This is a genomic window from Pseudundibacterium arcticum, assembly GCF_042646465.1.
Taxonomy (GTDB): domain Bacteria; phylum Pseudomonadota; class Gammaproteobacteria; order Burkholderiales; family Burkholderiaceae_D; genus Undibacterium_A; species Undibacterium_A arcticum.
The window spans coordinates 69,263-90,611 of sequence record NZ_JBHRTP010000022.1; the positions used below are offsets into that span (position 1 = coordinate 69,263).

Genomic DNA, 21,349 nt, shown 5'->3' on the forward strand with positions numbered 1-21,349 from the left:
GGCGACGCCATGCTTTCCTCAAGTACATCCACCCGGCGGACGCGTCTTGATTGATTCCGCTGCTATCTAGCCCACTTGGGGCGTGTCGCCAAAATCGACCACGGCGCGCAACGCTCCACGCAACGCGTTGCACACCACGACCTGTTCGGCGGCGCGCAGATCGGCCAGCGTCAAGCGTCGCTCGCTGGCCTGCCACGCCGGATCGGCCAGCAGCTGTGCGCGCATCACGCCCGGCAGCACGCCAGATTCAAGTGGCGGCGTGTACCAGTGACCAGCCAGCCTGACGAAGACATTGCTGCGACCGCCTTCGGTCAGTTCGCCATCGGTATTGCAGAACAACTGATCGAAGCCGCCGCGCGCCTCGGCCGCACGCCAGGCGGCGTCGTAGGCGGCGCGCACGCTGCTCTTGTGACGCAGGAACGGGTCGCCAGCCGCCGTCGCTGGTGCGGCCAGGAACAGCGTCACCGGCTCGGCCAACGGCGTCAAAGGCGCGCTCTGCACGCTACAGATGCCGGCCTGATTCAGCGCCAGCCGCAGCCGGCATGCGCCATCGGGCAGCGCCGCGCAGGCTTGCTGTACCTGTTGCCGCAGCAACGCGTCGTCGCACGCGAAGCCGAAATAGCGGGCCGACGCCTGCAAGCGTTGCAGATGCTGTTCCAGATGGCGGCAGCCGTCGGCGCGGGTCGCGTGGATCGTTTCAAACAATTCGAAATCGTTCGGCAAACCGGTCAGGAAACCTGCCTTCAACCGGCATTCGGCATACTCGTCGGCCGCGATGCTGTCGTGCACAATGCCGGCACCGACGCCCAGTTCGCCGGCGCGCACGCCATCGGCGCGCGGCGCTTGCAGCGACAATGTGCGGATCGGCACCGACAGGCAAAAATCGCCGACGCTGCGATCGCCCAGCGGCGGCTCGAACCAGCCGATCGCGCCGGTGTATAAGCCGCGCGCGTCGGGTTCCAGTTCGCGGATGATCTGCATGGTGCGCCGCTTCGGCGCACCGGTGATCGAGCCGCACGGATACAGCGCATCGAAGATGTCGGCCAGCGTCGCGTCGGCGCGCAACTCGGCCTGCACCGTCGACGTCATCTGCAGCACGCTGCTGTAGCGTTGCACCTGGAACAGTGCCGGCACCTTGACCGATCCGAGCTGCGCGACCCGGCCCAGATCGTTGCGCAGCAGGTCGACGATCATCAGGTTTTCGGCGCGGTTCTTCGGATCGGCCGCCAGTTCCAGCGCACGTGCGGCATCCTGCCGCGGATCGCCGCTGGCCGGTGCGGTGCCCTTCATCGGCCGCGCGGTCAACACGCCGCGCTGGTGCTGCACGAATAATTCCGGCGACAGCGACAGCACCGCGCGCCGGTCCGGCAAGCCAATCAGCGCACCGAAAGGCACCGGCTGGCGCGCGCGCAGGCGGCGATACAGCGCCAGCGGCGTGCCGAACGCATCGAAGCGCAACCGGTAGGTGTAATTGACCTGATAAGTGTCGCCGGCTTCGATATAGGCATGGATGCGGGCCAGCGCGGCGCCGAATTCGGCTTCGCTGACGCTGGCCTGCAGGTTGGCGATGCCGGCTGGGCTCGCGCTCGCACCCGCTACATCGGCTTGCGCTAGCCAGCGCTCGACTGCCGCCGCAGACAAGCTGTCACATCGTTCGAACAGCAGAATTTGCGCCAGCGGCGGCGCAGCCGGGCCGGACCCGCGTTGCGCGGTGCCGATCACTGCGGTACCCATCAATGCTGCGCCGAGTTCATAACTGAACAGGCCAACGGCGTGTTGTCCGGCCTGCAAGGCAGTTTGCAATTGCGCGAGCAGATCGGCGAAGCCGGCCGCGTCATCGCAGGCGAGCGTGCCAAGATGGCCGGTAAACAGGCGCGAGCGTGGCTCGCTGTCGGTCGCGCTACTGTCATCGAGCAAGGCGAAACAATCGGCGGTGGTGACGGAATTAATCACTGTAAATAAGCACGGCAAATAAGCACGGCGGTTGGCCTGAAACAATCCCCGCGGCGGCGCTAGCTGCCGCGCTTCGACAGATAGATGCCGAGCAACAGGATCGCGCCGCCGACCATCTGCAGCGGCCCGATCACTTCATGGAAGATGATCCAGGCCGCAATGGTCGCGGTCAATGGCTGGATCAGCAGGCTGACCGAGGCCAGCGATGCCGGCAGGTGCGCCAGCGCGTAGGCGATCACGGTCTGGCCGCCAACTTGTGCCACCACCGCCAGTCCCAGCAGCGGCAGCCAGCCGGCCGCCTGCGCCGGCCAGAACGCGCCCGGCATCGCCAGCGCGAACGGCAGCAGGAACACGGCGGTAATGGTGGTGCTCCACGCCATCAGGCGCGCGGTGGAATATTGGTTGCGCGCATCCTTGATCACCAGCTGATAGCCCGCATAAAACACGGCGGTCGACAGGCCGAGGCCGTCACCCAGCAATTTGGTGCCGCCGAGCGCCGCGTTCGGGCCGATCAGCAACACGGCACCGAGCAACGCGATCACCATGCCGACCATGAAGACGCGCGCGAACCGCATCCGGTGCACCGCCCACAGCCACAATGCGATAAAGATCGGCGCAAAATTCGACAGCAGGGTCGCGTTCGACACAGTGGTGTAGTGCAGCGACAGATGCCAGATTCCCATGTCGGCAGCAAAGAAAATACCGGCCAGCAGCAGCACCCTGGAATAGTCGGTACGCAGTCCGTTGCGCGTGTCCTGCGCGCGCACTGCCCACGCCCAGCCCCACAGCAACGGCAGTGCCAGCGCCATGCGCCAGAATGCGGATGCCAGCGGGCTGACGTCGGACAGCCGCATCAGGATGCCGGCGAAACCGATCGCGATGCCGCCCAGCAGCAGGCTGGCAAAGGCGAACACGGGGAATTGTTGTTTGTAAGGCATTGATATAGGGTTTGCGCGCCAACCCGCGCCGGTTTGTACGGGCTTGTGCCGGTCAGCGCACGCGTGCATGAGTGCGGATTAGTGCGGATTAGTGCGTCAGCTTATCAGCAGTACCGCCAGCTGCGTCTGCGCGCCTTCCGACGGGTTGTGCTTGAAGCCGCTCTTGGCATAACGATGCCAGCGGCCCAGGACGAAGCAGGCAATCAGGTTGCTGCGCGCGGCTACATCGGCCTCCTGCGCCTGCCCTTGGGTGGCGGCGATCCGCAACGCCTGTTTCAGCGCCAGCTCGATACGCTCGATGAATTGGTTCATGCGCAGTTGCAGCCGCTCGTCTTCATTGACCAGCGCATCGCCGATCAACACGCGCGTCATGCCGGGATTGCGCTCGGCGAAATTAAGCAGCATACCGATAATTGACTGCGCCTGGGTCAATCCATTTTCCTGTTGCGCGGTGATCTGGTTGATCAGCCCGAAGACGGTGCTTTCAATGAACTCGATCAAGCCTTCGAACATCTGCGCCTTGCTGGCGAAATGGCGATACAGCGCCGCCTCCGACACCTGCAGCCGGGCCGCCAGCGCCGCGGTGGTGATCTTTTCACCTTTCGGTTGTTCCAGCATCACCGCCAGGGTCTGAAGAATTTGTAGCTTACGTTCGCCCGGTTTGGTGGTTGCCATGTGATCTCGGAAAGGTGCGGTGAAAAAATTACCGTAATCGGTGAAGACTACCAGAAAGTTGCCGTACGGATTTTACTTTGACATCGACATACGCGGGGCGCTTAATTGTATTCTGCGCGCCCGCTTTGGCGGCAGGTGATTGTAATTTGGACGGCGTGCGCAGATATTGTGTCACCCAGGCGGTGCGCAATCCGACCTTTTTCGCAGCCCGCAGGTTGTCGACCGTGTCCTCCACCAGAATGCAGCGGTGCGCGCTGATCCTTTCCCTGGCCAGCAACTTGCGCAATAAGGCCTTGGACGGCTTCGGCCGCAACTGACCGTGCACCTGCATCGCCTCGATCGGGATGTGCCGCGCGAAATGCCGGTGCAGGCCCAGATGCCGCAGCACCTGCCGTGAATACTGGCGTGGCGCATTGGTCAGCAGTATCTTGCGACCCGGCAGCCGCTGCAGCAGGCGTTGCAGGCCGCGCTCGGCCCGGATCATCGAGGTCAAGTCATCGAAGCGATGCGCCTCGCGCAGAAAATCGGCCGGTTTCACATTGTGATGCTTGATCATGCCGAACAGCGTCGCACCGTAACGTTTCCAGTATTGCTGCCGCACCGCATTCACGGTCGCAGCATCGGCCGGCGTATCGCCGTCGCCCAGCACGCGCGCCATGTAGGCATTCATATTCTGGTGGATCGCCGGGAAGATCGCGTGCGACGCGTCATGCAGCGTGTTGTCGAGGTCGAATAGCCAGAGCAGGGAAGAGTTGGACAAGGATTAGCGATCGTCGGCTTGATTTAAATGATGTCGCCCGATCTTCTTCAGGCGAATCAATATGGTTCAGCAAATTCCCTCCCCCTTGCAGGGGGAGGGTTAGGGGCGGAGCAGGGAATCCAAGAGGCATGCCTCCTGCCTGCGCGGCGGTATCCGCTTGCAAGCGGATACGCGCACTGCAAGTGGGGGTAGTACGGTCGATTAATGAGCCATGTTCAGTGCCGCATGCCGCACCCCCATCCTAGCCTTCCCCCTCAAAAGGGGAAGGGACCAAGCACGGACATTTTGACAGCAAACGCATGGCAAATGCCATGCGTCATCAGAGTATCAATGCGAACGGATCATGGTCCCGAAGGCCTGTTCGGTCAGCACTTCCAGCAGCAGCGAATGCTCGATCCGACCGTCGATGATGTGCACCGTGTTGACGCCCGATTTGGCGGCATCCAGTGCCGACGAAATCTTCGGCAGCATGCCGCCCGAGATGGTGCCGTCTGCGAACATCTCGTCGATCTCGCGCGCCGACAAATCGGTCACCAGATTGCCCTGCTTGTCCTGCACGCCGGCGATATTGGTCATCATGATCAGCTTCTCGGCTTTCAGGATTTCGGCGATCTTGCCGGCCACCACGTCGGCGTTGATGTTGTAGGCCTGGCCGTCGTCGCCGAAACCGATCGGCGAAATGATCGGGATGAAGGCGTCGTCCTGCAGCGCCTTGACTACAGCCGGATTGATGGCGTCGATCTCGCCGACAAAACCGATGTCGAGGAATTCGCCCGGTTTCTCGCGGTCCGGCATGCGCATCTTGCGGGCCCGGATCAGGCCGCCATCCTTGCCGGTCAACCCGACCGCCTGGCCGCCGTAATGATTAATCAGCATCACGATGTCCTGCTGCACTTCACCGCCCAGCACCCACTCGACCACTTCCATTGTCTCTTCGTCGGTGATCCGCATGCCTTGCACGAAAGTGCCTTGCTTGCCGATCTTTTTCAGCGCATTGTCGATCTGCGGGCCGCCGCCATGGACGATGACCGGATTCATGCCGACCAGTTTCAGCAGAATGACGTCGCGCGCGAAGCCGTGCTTCAGCCGTTCCTCGGTCATCGCATTGCCGCCGTATTTGATGACGATGGTCTTGCCATGAAACTTGCGGATGTACGGTAGCGCCTCCGCCAGGATTTCCGCCTTGATACGCGGGCCAACATTGCTAAGATCGCCCTTGAAATCGGCGTTGAGGTCGGTCAATTGAGTCATGGCGGGTCCTGAAAATGGATTTTTGCGATTTTACAGGTAAAGTAGGCTTCTTTCCTGGCGATTTTGTTGCACTGTTCTTACAGTTTTATGGCGGTTTTCAGATATTCTCGGCCCGTTCTCACCAACTTTTGCGCAAATGACAACGACCAATGACCTGCACCGGCAACTCGAGGCGATGCGCCCGGCGTTGTTGCGTTTTGCACAATTGCAATTGCGCAATCAGACGCTGGCCGAAGACGCGGTACAAGACGCGCTGATCGCGGTGCTGGAAAAGCCAGACCGCTTTGCCGGACTCTCGTCACTGCGCACCTATGTCACCGGCATCCTGAAATACAAGATCATCGACAGCCTGCGCCTGGCGCAACGGGAACGCCAACTCGACACGCAAGACGAGCAATCGGAAGACGATCTGGTCGATTCCTTGTTCCTGAGCAATGGCCATACCCGGGACATGCCGCTGAAATGGGGCGATCCGGACGCGACGCTGGAGCAAAAGGATTTCTTCCGGGTGATGGAAATCTGTCTGGAAAAGCTGCCGACCAAGACCGCGCGAATTTTCATGATGCGCGAATGGCTGGAACTGGAGACCGACGAAATCTGTAAGGAACTCGGGATTAGCACGTCTAATGCGTGGGTGATGCTGTATCGCGCACGCCTGCGGCTGCGCGAATGCCTGGACCTGAACTGGTTCGGCAACCAGCCAGCACGCCAGAATCATCCGGCATCACGCTGACAACATCTGGCATCTTACTTACAACATTCAGCACCAACAACACGACACGCGCCATGGCAACTTGCAAGGAAATACATCGACTGGTATCCGAAGGACTCGATCGCGACCTGTCGGTGATCGAGCGCACAAAGATGCGCCTGCATCTGCTGATTTGCGATGCCTGCACCAATTTCAGCGGCCAGATGCAACTGATACGCAAGGCAATGCACAAGATGGCGCAACTCGACGAACCCGATGCAACACCCGATCCGGAATCGGATCGGGCACGCGGACCGGAGCGGCGATGAGTACCTGCCCGGCCTGCGGCGCCGCGTTTGGTTGCGGCATGGTGGACGCCGACGCAGAGGCAAGTGAAACCCAGCCGTGCTGGTGCACACAGCTGCCACCGTTGTCGCGCGACGGAATCGATGCGATCGCGGCGACGACTGCGCCAGCCGATGCGCCGGGCACGGCGCGCTGCCTGTGCCCGGCTTGCCTGCAGCAACGCAAGTCACAACTGGCCGCGCAAACCTAGCCTGCATGTTGCATGACCTGGCTGCGGGTGTGAATGTGAATGCGTGTTTAGAACAAGCTCATTCCTTCAGCCACTGGCGGCGGTCTTTGCCATCTTTACGCATGGCCCAGGTCACGAAGTCTTGCCTTTCGCTTCGTGCTCCTTGCTGCAATCGCTTTTTGGGAATGGCTGCTTGGCTTGTTCCGGGTTGAATTCCACTAGTGCTTCCTTGGCGAGGTCGACGTCCTTGCCAAGTTCAGTCAGATAACGTGAACGTTCCTCGCTTTGCCACTCGGCATCGGAAAAACCTTTGATTGGATAGACTTTAGTGACATGCGCGACACCTGCGATGCGCGGCATCAGAGCGCGATCGGGGTCGGTATCCTGCTTGAGCAGATAAGCATCCACGTCGCGCAGCGCAAGCGGGAAGCTCGGCGTTTGGTCACGCATCAGTTTGCCGAACACCGTCAAGCGCACTTCATTGCTGCCTTGAGTAAGCAGCTCGTTAAATGTGACGAGAGCAAACGGCTTGCCTTTTGCATCGTCCACCCTGCCTGTGACGACATACCGACCCGCGATCCGCACCTCTGCCTTGAGATAAAAATTAAGCGATCCGCCTTCCACCGCTTCACGGATAGGACCAGACCACGTCGCCGGGTTCTCCGGCGTGTATATGGTGTCGAACAGCACGACCCCGGCGCGATCGCCGACGTTATATTTGACCTCGGTGCGGATGGTGCCGTTGAAATTTGCAAAGCCGGTCAGGCCGGGCGCAAACGAGTTCGAAACTATGCCGTCGCCCTCCATCGCGTCGCCATTCTGGCCGTCGTCGGCAAAAGGCAGCACAACCTGGGGTGCTTCCCGACTGCCACGGAAGGTGATGCCGCGCGCCACGGCACGTGTAATAAACAAGGGCAATGTCTTGCCTTCGCTATCGGTCGCCTTTACCGAAAATACGACCGCTTCGCCAGCCGCCATATAGACGCGCGACTGCGAGGTTTGAATTTGCACGGCAGCGTCCGTGCCGCCACCTTCCTTGCGCATCGCGTGCGTCTCTTCTACTGCCCGATTCGGATAGAGTTGATCGGGATGCTCAGTAATGGGCCGTGAGCTGGTTGGATATTTTGTGCCGTCGCGATAACTGCACAAGGTGTGGTCGACCAATTCCAGTTGCCTGGTCAACGCCAGCTGGCGATCCGCCCGCGCGGCAGTTGACGCAAGTGCGGGGGCGCCATCCGACCGTCCCGGCGTCTGCATAAATGCCATGCTGGATTGAGCGCGCGACGGCAACGGCGGGGCCGCAGTCGCTGCCACGTCCGACGGCCAATACCAGGCACCGGCGGACAGCAGCAGCACCAAAACGATGACTGCTGCTCCCCCATGCTTGCGCAGCCATCCGCCCTTGCGGGCGAACGGCGGCTGACTTGTCCCCTGCTTGCGCTTGGGGCCGTTGGTGTTACGTGGCATTGCTTACCATGGCCGCTCGTACCACCGAGATAATTCCCTGCCAATTGCCGTTGGCATAGTGGTTGTAGGTTTCGTTATCGTCACGGAAGGATACCGAGTGATAACCCCACTTTGCGGTGCCGCCTTCATTGACCGCCGTACCCATCGTCAAATCATTGCAAAACCAATCGCTAGGATTGCAATACGATCCCCCCGCTGTGCCGGACACCCCGCCGGTACTGTGATAGGCAACCGCTTCATCGTCCTGTCCTGGCAAAATTCCCGAATACACGGTGCCCTTGGCGCCGGCGTACATGTAGAACCAGACGTTGTGCGTGTCGTTATGGTTGTACATGGCGCGGGCAGTAGTGGTTTTCAGATCTTTTACCAGCGGTTCGGACGTGGTCCACGAACCGTCATCAGAGAGTTCAGAACCACCGCCGGCGCCGGACGCAGCACGCACCCATTTGATATTCCAGCCGACCTGCGATGTGCCATCGCTGTTGCCGCACTGTCCGGCCGCGTTGGCGGTCGCATTTTTATTCATACGCGTCGAGCCACCGTAGTTGGCCAGCGTGTAACCCATCATCAGGTCGCCCGCGCTATGGGTCGCGATGTAGCACCAATTGGAGCCGGTGCAGAAACAGTCCAGCGCATCGCGCACCTTTCCGTTTTGTGACGAGATGCTGTTATAGCCATCCCAATTGACCGCCTTCTTGTTGACCCCGGCATCTGTGCTACTGGGCCCCCAGTACGAGAAGCTCGTATAGTCGCCGACCACGCCGCCACCGCCCCGGCCATTGACCCACAACGTATAGTTTGTTGCGCTTGCGATACTCGATACAGCAGTCAGCGATATAAAAAATATGGAAACAAGAATACGCATGATCTTGGTCATTTGACGCCCCCTCTGGTAGAACATGGATGAAAGAACCACCTGCAACCACTTGTTGAAACGGGAAAACGGTGAGCAGGCCAGAAACCTGACCCATTGCGAAGATATCTTCCGCACACGGCAGCCGCGTTGCGTTGCCGATGTTCAGTTGCTACAGGACGGCGCTAGAAAGGCCTGGATCTATGGTCAAGTTCGCGTTGCCTGAACCGTTCCTGACGCCATGCCATGTGCAAGCCGACTGAGGCGCAGTATCAAAACAGTTGAGGACACCTGTCAATTTGCAATGCAGCAAAATGCCATGTAACAGAGACCTCAATTTCACTCTCCGCCATAGCCTGTATCGCCATGCAAGCCGTTAGAGGAAAACCTCCAAAGGCGCGGCTTTCGGGACGACTCGGGCATTTTCGGAACGGGAGATCATCAATGCAGCAGCAGACGCGTTCCCGCCATAGCGGGACCGACGCCGCATTGACTAATTGAAGCGGAAGCACTCGTTGGGCGTAAAACGCAGCAAGGAGGCGAAGGTGAAGAAAGCCCCATGCCAACCGGTCGGACCGGTGTCGGGTACATCCGTGGTGGGGCGGCCTTTGAGGGCGTCCTGCGATCTGGCTCCGGCCGCAGATCCTAGCTGCAGCCGCGCAGTTCCTGATTCGGGAAGTCGGCCTTGATCTGTTCAACGCTGTCGCGCGTGGCCTGATCCAGATCACGCAACCGATACGACAGTTTGCCGGTCGTGACGCTACGCGTGCTGATGCGGGCGCTATGCACGCCCAGCTTGCTCAGGTTCGCCAACTGGCTCTTGGCGGCTTCCTCGCTCTTGAACACACCAAGCGAAATGCCCCAGCGCAGATTCGAATTATCCTGGATGACGAAGAAATCGGTCACACCGAGCCGGCGCAACTCACCGGCCTTCTTGTCAGCCCCTTCCTTATCGCCCTGCGGCGCGATATACACCATACGGCTGGCGACTTCCTGCACGTTATTCCGCGATTGCCGTTCGCCGAGCGCCAGGCTGGCCAGTCGCTGCTCGAAGCGCTTGGCTTCGGCAGCGGTGAAATTGCCGATCTCGGTACAGGCCACCCGTGTCGGCGGCGCGGCTTCGCGCGTGGCGGCAAGCGCCGACGCTGTTGCCGCTGCCGCTGCTGCGGACGCTGAGGATGTTGCCGCGCCGGCTTTGGCGCCAGCCGCCGGGGCCGGAATCAGCTTGATCTTGTCGGCATTGATTTGCCTGGCCATCCGTTCCGGTTCGCGACCGGACGGCGTGAGACCGTCAAAATAGCCCTGATGGTGGGCAAACAGCGCAGCATTGGCGGCCAGCAAACTCCAGAAAATCAATTTCAACATGCGGATCCCGATGGTTCCTGTTAATTCCTGTTGCGGTTGTGATGAACAGCGCAATGACGGACGCGGCACTGTGCTTCAGCCAAGACGATCCGCCACGGCACGCTGTTCACAAGATGCTAAGTTTGATGGTGCATCGCGACCGTATGCAGGCCCGTCAGCACCAGATTGTCAACGAGCTGGTGCGGGATCGACAGATGCGGCGCGACATACACTGCCGCGCCACCCGACAGGACGCAACGCACCGGAGCCGCCGCCGACGCGGTGGCCGACTGCCGCTTGTGGGTCGCAACCGCGCGCTCGATCGCACCGACCTGGGCCGCGATGCAGCCGCTGATGATAGCGCCGCCGGTATTGTCGGCAAAAGTCTGCGCCACCACAATGTCCTGCGCCACCAGCGGCAATTGCGCCGTGTTCCTGGCCAGCGAGGATGCCATCAGGCCGAGTCCGGGCAGGATCATGCCGCCCAAGAACATGCCGTCGGCGCTGAGTGCATCGACCGTGGTCGCGGTGCCACAGGTGGCCACGATCAGCGGCTGATCCGGAAACAGCGCATGGGCGCCGATCAGCGACGCGAAGCGATCGCAGCCGAGCTGGGCTGGATTGCGGTAGCCGTTGCGCACGCCGGCCAGTTGCGCATGCGATGCGAACCATTCGACCGCGATCGGCGCCGGATTGAGGTGTCGCAGCATTTCTTCCAGCTTGTTGCGCATCGCGTTGCCGGCCACGTTCGACAGCAGCACGCGCGAAATCTCCTGGCCCTGCCAGGTCTCGGCCAGCGATGCCAGATCCGCATGCGCGACCGAGCCGGATGAAGTCCAGCGTCCCGGCGCAACGCCCGCCGCCGCGGCGATCGGCGCCAGCGCCCACTTGACCTTGGTATTTCCTACATCGATCAGCAGCAACATCAGCAACCCTTCCGCTCGTTTAGTCCTACTTACCCTTGCGCGGCATCACGCCAGGAATTACGGCGCGGCGCTATGACAGCGGATCGCGATCAATGCGCAACGATACGTCGCCGGCCAACACCGCAATCCGGCCGTTGCTGCCATCGAGCAGCAAGCGCCCCATCGCGTCGACGCCCTGCGCTATCCCCTGATGCAACACCGCGCCACGATCGACAATCGCGACCCCCTGTCCGGCATACGCATGCAGCGCATTCCAGCGCGGCACAAAGACCTTAAAACCGTCGCGTTCGAATTGCTGCAGCGTCTCGGTCAAGCCGTTCAGCAGGGCCGCCATCAGTATATTGCGATCGAGCTGCGCCAGCCAGGTCGCGGCCGCTACTGGCCGCCCGATCTGCGCTTCCAGTGCGTCGGGCATCGCCAGATTGAGTCCAACTCCGATCACGGCCCAGATCGCGGGATCCTGGCCATCCGCGTGCCGCTCGACGGCGGCGCTTTCAATCAGCACGCCGGCCACCTTCTTGCCGTCCTTCATCACATCGTTCGGCCATTTCAGCGCCACCCGGACGTCGAACTGCTGCAATGTCTGTGCGATCGAGACGCCCACTGCCAGCGGCAAACCGGTCAACGCCTGCAGCGGCCGGTTGAACTTCCACGCCAATGAAAACGTCAGCGACGCACCAGGGGCAGACAACCAGCTGCGACCGGCGCGGCCACGGCCAGCGGTTTGCTTCTCGGCAACTAATAGCAGCGGCCCCTGCAAACTGTCCAGCCGCCCCAGCAGATCGGCATTGGTCGAGCCGGTTTCCGGCACGACTTCAAGCGCAACACTGCGTGCGGCCGGATCGCACAATGCGGCGATCCGCTGCGGAGAAAGTGAAGGTGTCATGCCGCGCATTGTAGCGGATGTATCTTGCCCAAGAGTCTGTCGGCGTTACGGCTCGGCGCCCCCGGAGAATCGGCTGCTAAAAACTCTCTGAACGGTCCAGTGTCACCGGCTTTTTGGCCAATTGCACGCTGTTGACGCCGCCAATCCGGCAAAATCTGTCCTCGTTCAGCACCATTTTCGCTTCGATTCCGTAACGCCGACAGACTCCGGGAAATAGGGTACATTCAGGATTCGATAGCAGCATAACAATGCTGCGGCTACCCAACACTCCGGAATCTTCTCCCTTATACGCCCATGTCCGATCAAGAATCCCGTTTCCCCGCGCTGGAGGTGCATGACGGATCGACCGTCCTGGCCAGCGGCGCGTGGCAGGCGCATGCCTTGACGCGCGGCGACCGTGCCAAAACGATCACGGCGAGCCTGAAGGCGGTGCCCGATGCCGCGGCGGCGCGCTGGGATTTATCTCAGGTGGCAGCGCTCGACCATATCGGCGCCCAGTTTTTCTGGAACGCCTGGGGCAAGGCGCGGCCGCGGCAACTGGTGCTGGCGCCGGCGCATGCAGAAATCTTCAATCGACTGGATCAGGCTGGTGCACTGACGATGCCGGACAGTACGCGACCGCCGGTCTCATTGCTGGCGGAATTTCAGCGCCAACGGCAAGTATTGCAGGACCATTTATTCGGATTCATCGGCCTGATCGGCCAGCTGGTGCTCGACATCGCCCAATTTATTGGGCAACCGCGACGCGGGCCGTGGAAGGAAATTTCGGCGAATATTTTTCACACCGGATATCAGGCGCTCGGCATCACCGCAATCGTCGGGTTTCTGATTGGCGTGGTGCTGTCGTATTTATCGGCGCAGCAATTGCATACTTTCGGCGGCGATATTTACCTGGTCAATATTCTGGGCATGAGCATCATTCGCGAGCTCGGTCCGCTGCTGGCGGCGATCCTGGTCGCCGGCCGGTCCGGCTCGTCGATCACCGCGCAGCTGGGGGTGATGCGCGTGAATGAAGAGCTCGACGCGATGCTGGTGATGGGAATGCCGCACGGCTTTCGGCTGATCATGCCGAAAGTGCTGGCGCTGGCAGTGACGATGCCGCTGCTGGTAGTCTGGACCGATGCGCTGGCCTTGATCGGCGGCATGGCAGCCGCCAAGCTGGAACTGGGCTTGTCGACCAGTTATTTTATCCAGTCGCTGCCGGATGCGGTGCCGCTGGCCAATTACTGGATCGGCCTGGCCAAGGGTGTCGTGTTCGGCAGCCTGATTGCGCTGGTCGCCTGCCATTGCGGGCTGCGCATCAAGGCCAATACCGAGAGCCTCGGCCAAGGCACGACCACCTCGGTGGTGACTGCGATTACGATCGTGATCCTGGCCGATGCGGTGTTCGCGATCGTGTTCAACGGCGTCGGGTATTCTTAACGATGCAGAACCCGTCACCGCCGCCGCTGATCCAGATCGAAGGACTGTGGTCCCAGTTCGGCCAGGTCGTGGTACATCAGGATCTCGATCTGGCGGTGCGCACCGGCGAGATCGTGTCGCTGGTCGGCGGCTCCGGCTCCGGCAAGACCACGTTGTTGCGGCAGATGCTGGGGCTGGAAACGCCGACGCGCGGCAAGGTGCAGGTGTTCGGCGAAAACATCCACCAGGCCGACGGCGCACGGGTGCAGCAACTGCGCAACCGCTGGGGCATGTTGTTCCAGCATGGCGCACTGTTTTCCGCGCTGACGGTACTCGACAACGTGGCACAGCCGATGCGCGAATTGCGCACATTGCCGGAGGATCTGATCCGAGACGCAGTGTTGCTGAAGTTGCAGATGGTCGGCCTGACGCCGCAGGACGCGACCAAGATGCCGGCCGACTTGTCCGGCGGCATGGTGAAACGGGTGGCACTGGCGCGCGCGCTGGCCCTCGAGCCGGAATTGCTGTTTCTGGACGAACCGACCGCCGGCCTCGATCCCAACCTGTCGGACAGTTTTGTCGAGCTGATCCGCACGCTGCATCAGGAGATGCGATTGACGGTACTGATGGTGACACACGATCTGGATACGGTTTTTGCGCTGTCGACCAGGATCGCGGTGCTGGCCGACAAGCACGTCGCCGCATTCGGCACGCCGCAGCAGATCGTCGCGGTCGACCATCCATTTATCCGCGAGTTCTTCCTCGGTCCGCGCGGGCGGCGCGCGCTGGAAGGGTTCCGCCAAGAGGCAGCGGCCGACGCCGGCCAGCACGGCACAGCATGAGGGGCCGTGCGGTGGCGCCGCCACCAGGAAAGCGCACCATTCAAGCGCACGATGGAAACGAATAATGGAAACGAATCATGGAAAATAAGGCACATGCACTGATGGCGGGCATTTTTACGCTGGCGCTGCTGACCGCCGTGGTGCTGATCGGCCTGTGGCTGAACCGCGACCGCGAAGTACGGGTACCGTACGAGATGGCGACCAAGCTGTCGGTACCGGGACTCAATCCGCAGGCAGCGGTACGTTACCGCGGACTGGATGTCGGCAAGGTCGACGAGATCGCGTTCGATCCGCAAGTGCCGGGACAAATTCTGGTACACATCAGCGTCAAGCCGGATACGCCGATCACGTTCTCGACCTACGGCACGCTCGGATATCAAGGCGTGACCGGCATCGCATACATCCAGCTCGACGACGACGGCATCGGGCAGGAGCGGGTCGTCAGCAACAAGAACCGGATCGCCCGAATTGAAATGCGCCCGAGCCTGCTCGACAACCTGCAGAGCAAGGGTTTGCAAATTCTGCAACAGACCGAGGAGCTGACCAAGCGCTTCAACACGCTGCTGGAGGCGGGCAACCAGAAAACCATGCTGACGGCCTTCACCGATGTCAGCCGCGCCGCCAACGAAATCGAAGCGATCCCCAAGCAATTGCAGCCGACGCTAACCCAACTGCCGGCCATCGCAAAGCAGGCACAACAGTCGCTGGCGTCGCTCAACACGCTGTCGAAAGATGTCAGCGCCTTGAGCGCGAATCTGAACACGCTGACCACCTCGTTGCAGGCGCCGCAGGGACCGATCGCGCAGATCGGCGCGATGGCCGCCAGTGTCGACAACGATGCATTGCCGCGCATTAATCTGCTGGCCAACGAGGCGCGCAGCACGGTGCGCACGCTGAACCGCACCGTGGACAGCTTCAACCAGCATCCGCAAAGCATCCTGTTCGGCAACTCCGCGCCGCAACCTGGTCCCGGCGAGACCGGCTTCAGTGCGCCGGCGCCACGGTAGACCACCTTTTCACTGGTTCACGCAGAAAGACGACCCATGACAAAAAACCTCGAACCCCGGTTGATCCTGTGCGCTTTGCTGTGCGGTGCGATCGGTATTGCCGCATTGAGCGGTTGCGCCACGCGAGGCGCGGACCCGACGACACAATACGACTTCGGCTCCTTGCCCGCGAATGCCACGGTTGCGCGCAAGCTACCACCGCTCAGCATCGCCGACATCAACGCCCCGGCCTGGCTCGACAACACACTGATGTTTTATCGCCTGAGCTATGCCAACCAGCAGCAGACCAGGCCCTATGCCGGCAGCCGCTGGAGCATGGCGCCGGCGCAGCTGTTCGGCCAGCGCCTGAAGGCACGCATCGCCCAGGCCGGCGGCGTGGTGCTGGCCGCCGCCGATGGTGCGACCAATATGCCGGTGCTACGCATCGAGGCCGACGACATAATCCAGAACTTTGACAGCAGCATGCACAGCAGCGCGCAACTGGCGATGCGGGTGTCACTGCTCGGCGGCCGCAGCCTGCTGGCGCAGAAAACCTTCAGCCGCCAGGTTGCAGCGACCAGTGCCGACGCCGCCGGCGGCGCTGCCGCGATGGCCGCTGCCAGCGACGCGCTGATCGACGACATCATCGACTGGCTGGCCGGCCTGCCGATCGACGCTGCGGTCGGTCAAAAATGATCGCATGACGGATCCAGCAAATAATCAAATACATCATTGTGGGACTTGCGCAAAATGCACAATTTCGTCGGATGGGTGCAACCCATCATTGCGCTTCAAGGGAGAAAGATGGGTTGCACCCATCCTACTTTCTTTCTCGTTTGCGTAAGTTCTGAATGGAATCAATAACAAAATCAATGATCGCAGCCGCACCGCCGCCAACATCCCCATCTGCATCGCCCTTTGCCCGCGCGGCGCTGATGGCGTATCTGCTGCTGATCGTCTATGCCAGCTGGTATCCGTTCACCGGCTGGCAAGACATCGGCGTGTCACCGTTCGCCTTCCTGACCGCGCCTTTTCCGCGTTACTGGACGCTGTTCGATGTCTGGACCAATGTGGTCGGTTATGTCCCGTTCGGCGCACTGGCGGTACTGGCGCTGTATCCGTTGCTGCGTGGCGCGGCGGCTTGGCTGCTGGCCAGTCTGGCCGGTGTGCTGGTGTCCGGCGGCATGGAGGCGGTGCAAACCTTTCTGCCGAACCGGGTCTCGTCGAATGTCGATTTCTATACCAATGCCACCGGCGCCTGCATCGGCGCGCTGCTGGGGCTGCTGCTGACGCCACCGCTGCTGCAACGCGGCCGCCTGCGCCTGTTGCGCCAGCGCTGGTTTGCACCGGAAGCCAGCCGCGGCCTGATCGTGATCGCGCTGTGGCCGCTGGCGCAGATTTATCCGCAGGCCTTTCTGTTCGGCCACGGCCAGCTGCTGCCGATCCTGTCGGACTGGCTATCGAGCTGGCTGTCGATGCCGATCGACCTCGGCGACCTGCTGCGGCACGGCGCCGAACTGACGGTCGAACAATACTGGCTATCGGAAACCATCATCACCGCCTGCGGGCTGACCGGTGCGGTGCTGACCTTGCTGTCGCTGCTGAACCGCGAGGCGCCGAAGCTGCCGCTGGCGCTGCTGGTGCTGGTGGCAGCGCTGACGGTCAAATCGCTGGCCTGCGCGCTGTTGTTCGCGCCCGACAATGCCTTCGTCTGGCTGACGCCGGCGGCCTTCGGCGGCATCCTGATCGGCGCGCTGATGCTGGCCGGGCTATTGTTCACGCGGCCGTACGCGCAACGCCGGCTCGCCATCGTCACGCTGCTAATCTCCCTGGCGGTACTGAACGCGATTCCGGCCAACCCCTATTTCATCGCGACCCTGCAAACCTGGGTGCAGGGGAAATTTCTCAATTTCAATGGCGCCGCGCAATTTCTGTCGCTGCTGTGGCCCTTCTCCGCGTTGTGGTTTCTGTTCCGGCGTTCTGCTGAAGCAAAGCCGGGCGCGCGGTATCATTGATACTTCGCCGCTACCGGCGGCAAGCTATCCACCCCATTCAGGCAACCCTATGAGCGATACCCCGTATTACGAACACCACGTTTTCATTTGCATGAACCGGCGCGAAGATGGCAGGCCATGTTGTGCCGCGCGCGGCGCCCAGGCGGCGCAGCAGCACGCCAAGCAGCGCATCAAGCAGCTGAATCTGAACGGCCCGGGCAAGGTGCGCATCAACCAGTCTGGCTGTCTCGACCGCTGCGACGAAGGGCCGGTGATGGTGGTTTACCCGCAAGGCACCTGGTACACCTATGTCGACAATGAAGACATCGACGAGATCATCGACAGCCACCTGATCGGCGGCAACGTCGTCGAGCGCCTGAAGATCTGACACCAGCCACCTGCCCCCAGTAGAACAAATAATCAGCATGAACGTCCATACCCAAGCCTTTTCTATCGCCGGCGCCGCAGGTCAGATCGAATGCGCGCTCGACCTTCCCGACGCCGAACAATTCGCAACGCCGCGCGGCATCGCACTGGTCGCGCATCCGCATCCGCTGTATGGCGGCACGATGAACAACAAGATCGCGCAGACGCTGGCACGCAGCTTCGTCACTCTCGGTTACGCGACGGCACGGATGAATTTCCGTGGCGTCGGCGCGTCCACCGGCAGCCATGACCATGGCGTCGGCGAAACCGATGACATGGCCGCGTTGCTGGCCCATATGCAGCAGCGCTATCCGGCGCTGCCGGTGGCACTGGCCGGATTTTCGTTCGGCACCTTCGTGCAGGCGCAATTGCAGCAGCGCCTGATCGCGCAACAGACTCCGGCGGAACGGCTGGTGCTGGTCGGCTGTGCCGCCGGCAAGTGGGCCATGCCGCCGGTGCCGGCCAACACCATCCTGATCCATGGCGAACTGGACGACACGATTCCGCTGGCGGCCGTACTGGACTGGGCGCGTCCGCAAGACCTGCCGGTCATCGTGATTCCGGGCGCCGATCATTTTTTTCACCGGAAATTGCAACATATCAAGAATTTCGTAGTCGAAATGTGGCGCCGATGACAAGCTGACAATTATTTCAGGAGTCGTAACGCTATAATTTGCCATCCGTACCAACCATATTGTCCCGCTGTGTCGGGACTCATCCGTTTTCCATTGCCTTGCTAATTCATTCCATGAAAAAAATATTCGCGGCTGTCGCCGCCAGCGTTCTGTCCTTGTCGGCCGCGATGGCCCAAACCCTGCCATCGCCGAACATCGCCGGCAAGTCGTGGCTGTTGCTCGATGCCACCAGCGGTCAGGTGATCGCGTCGCAAGAGCCGAACGGCCGCATCGAGCCGGCATCGCTGACCAAGGTGATGACCGCGTATGTGGTGTTCGAGGCGCTCAAGGATAAGAAAATCAGCCTGGACCAGAAAGTCAGCGTCTCGGTGCGGGCCTGGAAAGTCGATCCGAGCAGTTCCAAGATGTTCATCGATCCGGCCACGCCGGTGTCGGTCAACGATCTGCTGTACGGTTTGATGGTGCAATCGGGCAATGATGCGGCGGTCGCGCTGGCCGAAGCGGTGGCCGGCGACGAAGCTGCGTTTGTCGTGCTGATGAACAAGGAAGCCGAACGGATGGGCATGAAATCGACCCATTTCGCCAACCCGCATGGCTTGCCGAGCCCGGACAATTACTCGACCGCGCAGGATCTGGCGACGCTGGCCTCGCGCGTGATCCTCGACTATCCCGAGTTTTACAAGATCGACTCGGTCAAGAGCTTTACTTACAACAAGATCAAGCAACCGAACCGCAACCGGTTGCTGTGGAGCGATCCGACCGTCGACGGCATGAAAACCGGCCATACCGAAGCTGGCGGCTACAGCATGATCGCCTCGGCCAAACGCCCCAACGGCTCGGGTGACCGGCGCCTGGTCTCGGTGTTGCTGGGCGCCACGTCGGACCAGATGCGGGCGCAGGAAAGCCAGAAGCTGCTGAACTGGGGCTTCCAGAATTTCGACACCGTCAAGCTGTACGCCAAGGGGCAGGCGATCGATACGCCGCAGGTCTGGAAAGGTAGCCAGAACCAGATCAAGATCGGTTTCAACCGCGATACCTTTGTGACCCTGCCGAAAGGCGTCGCGCAAAAACTGAAGCCGGTGCTGGAACGCAAGGACCCGCTGGTGGCGCCGATTGCGGCGGGCAGCAAGGTGGGAAGCGTGAAGATGATGCTCGACGGCAAGGTCCAGATGGAATTGCCGGTAGTCGCGCTGGAGCAAGTCAACCAGGCCAGCATCTTCGGCCGCGCCTGGGATTCGGTGCGCCTGCTGTTCAAGTAATTGCGCGGGTGGCAAGTCTGCACAGGCCGGCCATGCCGGCCTGTGCCGTTTCGAGCCCCGCCGGTACGCCGCCATAGTGCATGTTGCTGAAGATCGCTGCAGTGCGCATGCTTTATTTGCATAACCGGCCGCCGCGCTCTGTGCAAGAATTGTGCATCCAGCTGATGCCTCTTGTTCAGCGCCCAGTTTCTTACCTTCGCAGGAATCCGCCATGCAAGAACCACTCGTCTATCTGAACGGCAATCTGACGCCCATCTCCGAAGCGAAGATCCCGGTGCTCGACCGCGGCTTCATCTTCGGCGACGGCGTCTATGAGGTGATCCCGGTCTATGGGCGCAAGATGTTTCGGGCCGAACAGCATCTGGCGCGGCTGTTCCGCAGCCTGCAGGCGATCGGCATCACCAATCCGCATAGCCGGGAACAATGGTTCGCGCTGATCCGGCAAGTGATGGACGCAGACGAGGCCGACGACCAGATGGTGTATCTGCAAGTCACGCGCGGTGTTGCCAAACGCGCGCACGCGTTTCCGGCCGATACCACGCCGACCGTGTTCATCATGACCAACCCGATCGTGCTGCCGTCGGACGCGGTGCGCGCCACTGGCGTGGCCTGCGTCTCGATGGAAGACAAGCGCTGGCTGCGCTGCGAAATCAAGTCGATCTCGCTGCTGGGCAATGTGCTGGCGGCGCAGTATGCGTCCGAGAACGAGGCATTGGAAGCGATCCAGTTCCGCGACGGCTACCTGACCGAGGCATCGGCGTCCAATGTCTGGATCGTGAAGAACGGCAAGCTGATGGCGCCGCCCAGGGACAACCTGATCCTGGAAGGCATCCGCTACAGCCTGATCGAGGAATTGTGCGCCGCCGGCGCGATCCCGTTCGAGCCGCGCCGCATCACGCGCGCCGAAGTGTTTGGCGCCGACGAGGTGCTGCTGTCGTCGGCCACCAAGGAAGTATTGCCGGTGGTCAGCATCGATGGCCAGGCTATTGGAAACGGCCAACCCGGCCCTATATATGAACAGTTATACGCGGCCTATCAACAGGCCAAGGCGGAGCAAGCCGGCTGACGGCCGGCCCTGGTTCTTGGCCCTGCACCGGTCGCGGCCACCTGAATGGAGTTTTTGATGGACAGCAACAAACCTGCCGACAGCCTGATCGAATACCCCTGCGATTTTCCGATCAAGATCATGGGCCCCACCCATGAAGCATTTGCGCAGACGATGGTCGAGGTGATCGTCCTGCATGATCCGGAATTTCACGCCGGCAAGATGGAAATGCGGCCATCGTCGAAAGGCGCCTACATCGGCCTGACCGTCACCGTGCGCGCCACCAGCCGCGAACAGCTCGACAACCTGTACCGCGCGCTGTCCGCGCATCCGATGGTCAAGGTGGTGCTGTAATCCCGCCGCTGCGCGCGCCGAACGAAAAGGCGACGAGCACGCGGCGTGGGAGTATAAGCTAAAATAGCCAGTAACCCGCCCGGATTCAAACGGGCCTCAAAAATACACCGCCCAGTATATTTTTCCTG

At 61.3% G+C, this 21,349-nt stretch carries 23 protein-coding genes; 13 read left to right on the forward strand and 10 right to left on the reverse strand.

Annotated elements, in window-relative coordinates; translation table 11 throughout:
• Positions 1 to 66 precede the first annotated feature (66 nt).
• The 5 genes from pabB to argB form a co-directional block, all read right to left on the reverse strand.
• Positions 67 to 1,950, reverse strand: a complete 1,884-nt coding sequence (pabB, locus tag ACFOFO_RS07945; protein WP_390327838.1) for an aminodeoxychorismate synthase component I — start codon at positions 1,948 to 1,950, stop codon at positions 67 to 69.
• Positions 1,951 to 2,012: 62 nt separating this feature from the next.
• Entirely contained in the window at positions 2,013 to 2,891 is an 879-nt protein-coding gene (locus tag ACFOFO_RS07950; RefSeq protein ID WP_390322044.1) for a DMT family transporter, read from the reverse strand.
• Positions 2,892 to 2,987: 96 nt separating this feature from the next.
• Positions 2,988 to 3,566, reverse strand: coding sequence for a nucleoid occlusion factor SlmA (gene slmA, locus ACFOFO_RS07955; RefSeq protein ID WP_390322043.1), 579 nt, complete (start codon positions 3,564 to 3,566; stop codon positions 2,988 to 2,990).
• A gap of 28 nt (positions 3,567 to 3,594) precedes the next feature.
• Entirely contained in the window at positions 3,595 to 4,326 is a 732-nt protein-coding gene (locus ACFOFO_RS07960) for a pyrimidine 5'-nucleotidase (protein ID WP_390322042.1), read from the reverse strand.
• Between the two features lie 327 nt (positions 4,327 to 4,653).
• On the reverse strand, positions 4,654 to 5,577 hold the full coding sequence (argB, locus tag ACFOFO_RS07965) for an acetylglutamate kinase (protein ID WP_390322041.1): 924 nt from the start codon (positions 5,575 to 5,577) through the stop codon (positions 4,654 to 4,656).
• A 136-nt stretch (positions 5,578 to 5,713) separates the two neighbouring features.
• Here argB and ACFOFO_RS07970 point away from each other — a divergent pair, with 136 nt between their 5' ends.
• Genes ACFOFO_RS07970 through ACFOFO_RS07980 form a run of 3 tightly spaced genes read left to right on the forward strand, consistent with a single transcriptional unit; the run spans position 5,714 to position 6,824 of the window.
• Positions 5,714 to 6,310, forward strand: a complete 597-nt coding sequence (locus ACFOFO_RS07970; RefSeq protein ID WP_390322039.1) for a sigma-70 family RNA polymerase sigma factor — start codon at positions 5,714 to 5,716, stop codon at positions 6,308 to 6,310.
• 53 nt (positions 6,311 to 6,363) lie between these two features.
• Positions 6,364 to 6,597, forward strand: a complete 234-nt coding sequence (locus tag ACFOFO_RS07975) for a zf-HC2 domain-containing protein (protein ID WP_390322038.1) — start codon at positions 6,364 to 6,366, stop codon at positions 6,595 to 6,597.
• Positions 6,594 to 6,824 carry a cysteine-rich CWC family protein gene (locus tag ACFOFO_RS07980; RefSeq protein WP_390322036.1) on the forward strand — a complete coding sequence of 77 codons (231 nt, stop codon included), beginning with the start codon at positions 6,594 to 6,596 and terminating at the stop codon, positions 6,822 to 6,824. The genes ACFOFO_RS07975 and ACFOFO_RS07980 overlap by 4 nt, the downstream gene beginning before the upstream one ends.
• A 111-nt stretch (positions 6,825 to 6,935) precedes the next feature.
• Here the strand turns inward: ACFOFO_RS07980 and ACFOFO_RS07985 are convergent, their stop codons facing one another.
• The 5 genes from ACFOFO_RS07985 to ACFOFO_RS08005 all read right to left on the reverse strand — a co-directional run bounded on the left by ACFOFO_RS07985 (position 6,936) and on the right by ACFOFO_RS08005 (position 12,279).
• Complete coding sequence (locus ACFOFO_RS07985) at positions 6,936 to 8,270, reverse strand: hypothetical protein (protein WP_390331311.1); 1,335 nt, start codon at positions 8,268 to 8,270, stop codon at positions 6,936 to 6,938.
• A complete protein-coding gene (locus tag ACFOFO_RS07990) occupies positions 8,260 to 9,147 on the reverse strand; it encodes a hypothetical protein (RefSeq protein WP_390322033.1) in 888 nt (295 codons plus the stop codon). The genes ACFOFO_RS07985 and ACFOFO_RS07990 overlap by 11 nt, the downstream gene beginning before the upstream one ends.
• A 621-nt stretch (positions 9,148 to 9,768) precedes the next feature.
• On the reverse strand, positions 9,769 to 10,488 hold the full coding sequence (locus ACFOFO_RS07995) for an SPOR domain-containing protein (RefSeq protein ID WP_390322031.1): 720 nt from the start codon (positions 10,486 to 10,488) through the stop codon (positions 9,769 to 9,771).
• 116 nt (positions 10,489 to 10,604) lie between these two features.
• Positions 10,605 to 11,393 (reverse strand): type III pantothenate kinase, encoded by a 789-nt coding sequence (locus tag ACFOFO_RS08000; protein ID WP_390322029.1) that lies wholly within the window; start codon positions 11,391 to 11,393, stop codon positions 10,605 to 10,607.
• A 70-nt stretch (positions 11,394 to 11,463) separates the two neighbouring features.
• Positions 11,464 to 12,279 (reverse strand): biotin--[acetyl-CoA-carboxylase] ligase, encoded by an 816-nt coding sequence (locus ACFOFO_RS08005; RefSeq protein WP_390322028.1) that lies wholly within the window; start codon positions 12,277 to 12,279, stop codon positions 11,464 to 11,466.
• 294 nt (positions 12,280 to 12,573) lie between these two features.
• On the opposite strand from ACFOFO_RS08005, the gene ACFOFO_RS08010 reads away from it, so the two are divergent.
• The 10 genes from ACFOFO_RS08010 to ACFOFO_RS08055 all read left to right on the forward strand — a co-directional run bounded on the left by ACFOFO_RS08010 (position 12,574) and on the right by ACFOFO_RS08055 (position 21,221).
• Complete coding sequence (locus ACFOFO_RS08010; protein WP_390322027.1) at positions 12,574 to 13,701, forward strand: MlaE family ABC transporter permease; 1,128 nt, start codon at positions 12,574 to 12,576, stop codon at positions 13,699 to 13,701.
• Between the two features lie 2 nt (positions 13,702 to 13,703).
• Positions 13,704 to 14,522 carry an ABC transporter ATP-binding protein gene (locus ACFOFO_RS08015; RefSeq protein ID WP_390322026.1) on the forward strand — a complete coding sequence of 273 codons (819 nt, stop codon included), beginning with the start codon at positions 13,704 to 13,706 and terminating at the stop codon, positions 14,520 to 14,522.
• Between the two features lie 77 nt (positions 14,523 to 14,599).
• Positions 14,600 to 15,529, forward strand: a complete 930-nt coding sequence (locus ACFOFO_RS08020) for an MlaD family protein (RefSeq protein ID WP_390322025.1) — start codon at positions 14,600 to 14,602, stop codon at positions 15,527 to 15,529.
• Between the two features lie 36 nt (positions 15,530 to 15,565).
• Positions 15,566 to 16,204 (forward strand): ABC-type transport auxiliary lipoprotein family protein, encoded by a 639-nt coding sequence (locus tag ACFOFO_RS08025; protein ID WP_390322024.1) that lies wholly within the window; start codon positions 15,566 to 15,568, stop codon positions 16,202 to 16,204.
• 176 nt (positions 16,205 to 16,380) lie between these two features.
• Positions 16,381 to 17,523, forward strand: coding sequence for a VanZ family protein (locus ACFOFO_RS08030; RefSeq protein WP_390322023.1), 1,143 nt, complete (start codon positions 16,381 to 16,383; stop codon positions 17,521 to 17,523).
• Positions 17,524 to 17,572: 49 nt separating this feature from the next.
• The gene (locus ACFOFO_RS08035) at positions 17,573 to 17,890 is read left to right on the forward strand and encodes a (2Fe-2S) ferredoxin domain-containing protein (RefSeq protein WP_390322022.1); all 318 of its coding nucleotides are present in this window, start codon (positions 17,573 to 17,575) and stop codon (positions 17,888 to 17,890) included.
• A gap of 37 nt (positions 17,891 to 17,927) precedes the next feature.
• A complete protein-coding gene (locus ACFOFO_RS08040; RefSeq protein ID WP_390331313.1) occupies positions 17,928 to 18,563 on the forward strand; it encodes an alpha/beta hydrolase in 636 nt (211 codons plus the stop codon).
• 113 nt (positions 18,564 to 18,676) lie between these two features.
• On the forward strand, positions 18,677 to 19,822 hold the full coding sequence (locus ACFOFO_RS08045) for a D-alanyl-D-alanine carboxypeptidase family protein (RefSeq protein WP_390331315.1): 1,146 nt from the start codon (positions 18,677 to 18,679) through the stop codon (positions 19,820 to 19,822).
• Positions 19,823 to 20,033: 211 nt separating this feature from the next.
• A complete protein-coding gene (locus ACFOFO_RS08050; protein ID WP_390322021.1) occupies positions 20,034 to 20,888 on the forward strand; it encodes a D-amino acid aminotransferase in 855 nt (284 codons plus the stop codon).
• Between the two features lie 57 nt (positions 20,889 to 20,945).
• Positions 20,946 to 21,221, forward strand: a complete 276-nt coding sequence (locus ACFOFO_RS08055) for an HP0495 family protein (RefSeq protein WP_390322020.1) — start codon at positions 20,946 to 20,948, stop codon at positions 21,219 to 21,221.
• Positions 21,222 to 21,349: the final 128 nt, after the last annotated feature.

Bases quoted from the DNA above. Each gene is read 5' to 3' on its own strand.
- ACFOFO_RS08005 (WP_390322028.1), bottom strand. From the start codon at position 12,279: ATGACACCTTCACTTTCTCCGCAGCGGATCGCCGCATTGTGCGATCCG.
- ACFOFO_RS07980 (WP_390322036.1), top strand. From the start codon at position 6,594: ATGAGTACCTGCCCGGCCTGCGGCGCCGCGTTTGGTTGCGGCATGGTG.
- ACFOFO_RS08030 (WP_390322023.1), top strand. From the start codon at position 16,381: ATGATCGCAGCCGCACCGCCGCCAACATCCCCATCTGCATCGCCCTTT.
- ACFOFO_RS07950 (WP_390322044.1), bottom strand. From the start codon at position 2,891: ATGCCTTACAAACAACAATTCCCCGTGTTCGCCTTTGCCAGCCTGCTG.
- ACFOFO_RS07995 (WP_390322031.1), bottom strand. From the start codon at position 10,488: ATGTTGAAATTGATTTTCTGGAGTTTGCTGGCCGCCAATGCTGCGCTG.
- argB (WP_390322041.1), bottom strand. From the start codon at position 5,577: ATGACTCAATTGACCGACCTCAACGCCGATTTCAAGGGCGATCTTAGC.
- ACFOFO_RS08010 (WP_390322027.1), top strand. From the start codon at position 12,574: ATGTCCGATCAAGAATCCCGTTTCCCCGCGCTGGAGGTGCATGACGGA.
- ACFOFO_RS08045 (WP_390331315.1), top strand. From the start codon at position 18,677: ATGAAAAAAATATTCGCGGCTGTCGCCGCCAGCGTTCTGTCCTTGTCG.
- ACFOFO_RS08000 (WP_390322029.1), bottom strand. From the start codon at position 11,393: ATGTTGCTGCTGATCGATGTAGGAAATACCAAGGTCAAGTGGGCGCTG.
- ACFOFO_RS07985 (WP_390331311.1), bottom strand. From the start codon at position 8,270: ATGCCACGTAACACCAACGGCCCCAAGCGCAAGCAGGGGACAAGTCAG.
- ACFOFO_RS07990 (WP_390322033.1), bottom strand. From the start codon at position 9,147: ATGACCAAGATCATGCGTATTCTTGTTTCCATATTTTTTATATCGCTG.
- ACFOFO_RS08015 (WP_390322026.1), top strand. From the start codon at position 13,704: ATGCAGAACCCGTCACCGCCGCCGCTGATCCAGATCGAAGGACTGTGG.
- ACFOFO_RS07970 (WP_390322039.1), top strand. From the start codon at position 5,714: ATGACAACGACCAATGACCTGCACCGGCAACTCGAGGCGATGCGCCCG.
- ACFOFO_RS08040 (WP_390331313.1), top strand. From the start codon at position 17,928: ATGAACGTCCATACCCAAGCCTTTTCTATCGCCGGCGCCGCAGGTCAG.
- ACFOFO_RS08050 (WP_390322021.1), top strand. From the start codon at position 20,034: ATGCAAGAACCACTCGTCTATCTGAACGGCAATCTGACGCCCATCTCC.
- ACFOFO_RS08055 (WP_390322020.1), top strand. From the start codon at position 20,946: ATGGACAGCAACAAACCTGCCGACAGCCTGATCGAATACCCCTGCGAT.
- ACFOFO_RS08020 (WP_390322025.1), top strand. From the start codon at position 14,600: ATGGAAAATAAGGCACATGCACTGATGGCGGGCATTTTTACGCTGGCG.
- ACFOFO_RS07975 (WP_390322038.1), top strand. From the start codon at position 6,364: ATGGCAACTTGCAAGGAAATACATCGACTGGTATCCGAAGGACTCGAT.
- slmA (WP_390322043.1), bottom strand. From the start codon at position 3,566: ATGGCAACCACCAAACCGGGCGAACGTAAGCTACAAATTCTTCAGACC.
- ACFOFO_RS08035 (WP_390322022.1), top strand. From the start codon at position 17,573: ATGAGCGATACCCCGTATTACGAACACCACGTTTTCATTTGCATGAAC.
- ACFOFO_RS08025 (WP_390322024.1), top strand. From the start codon at position 15,566: ATGACAAAAAACCTCGAACCCCGGTTGATCCTGTGCGCTTTGCTGTGC.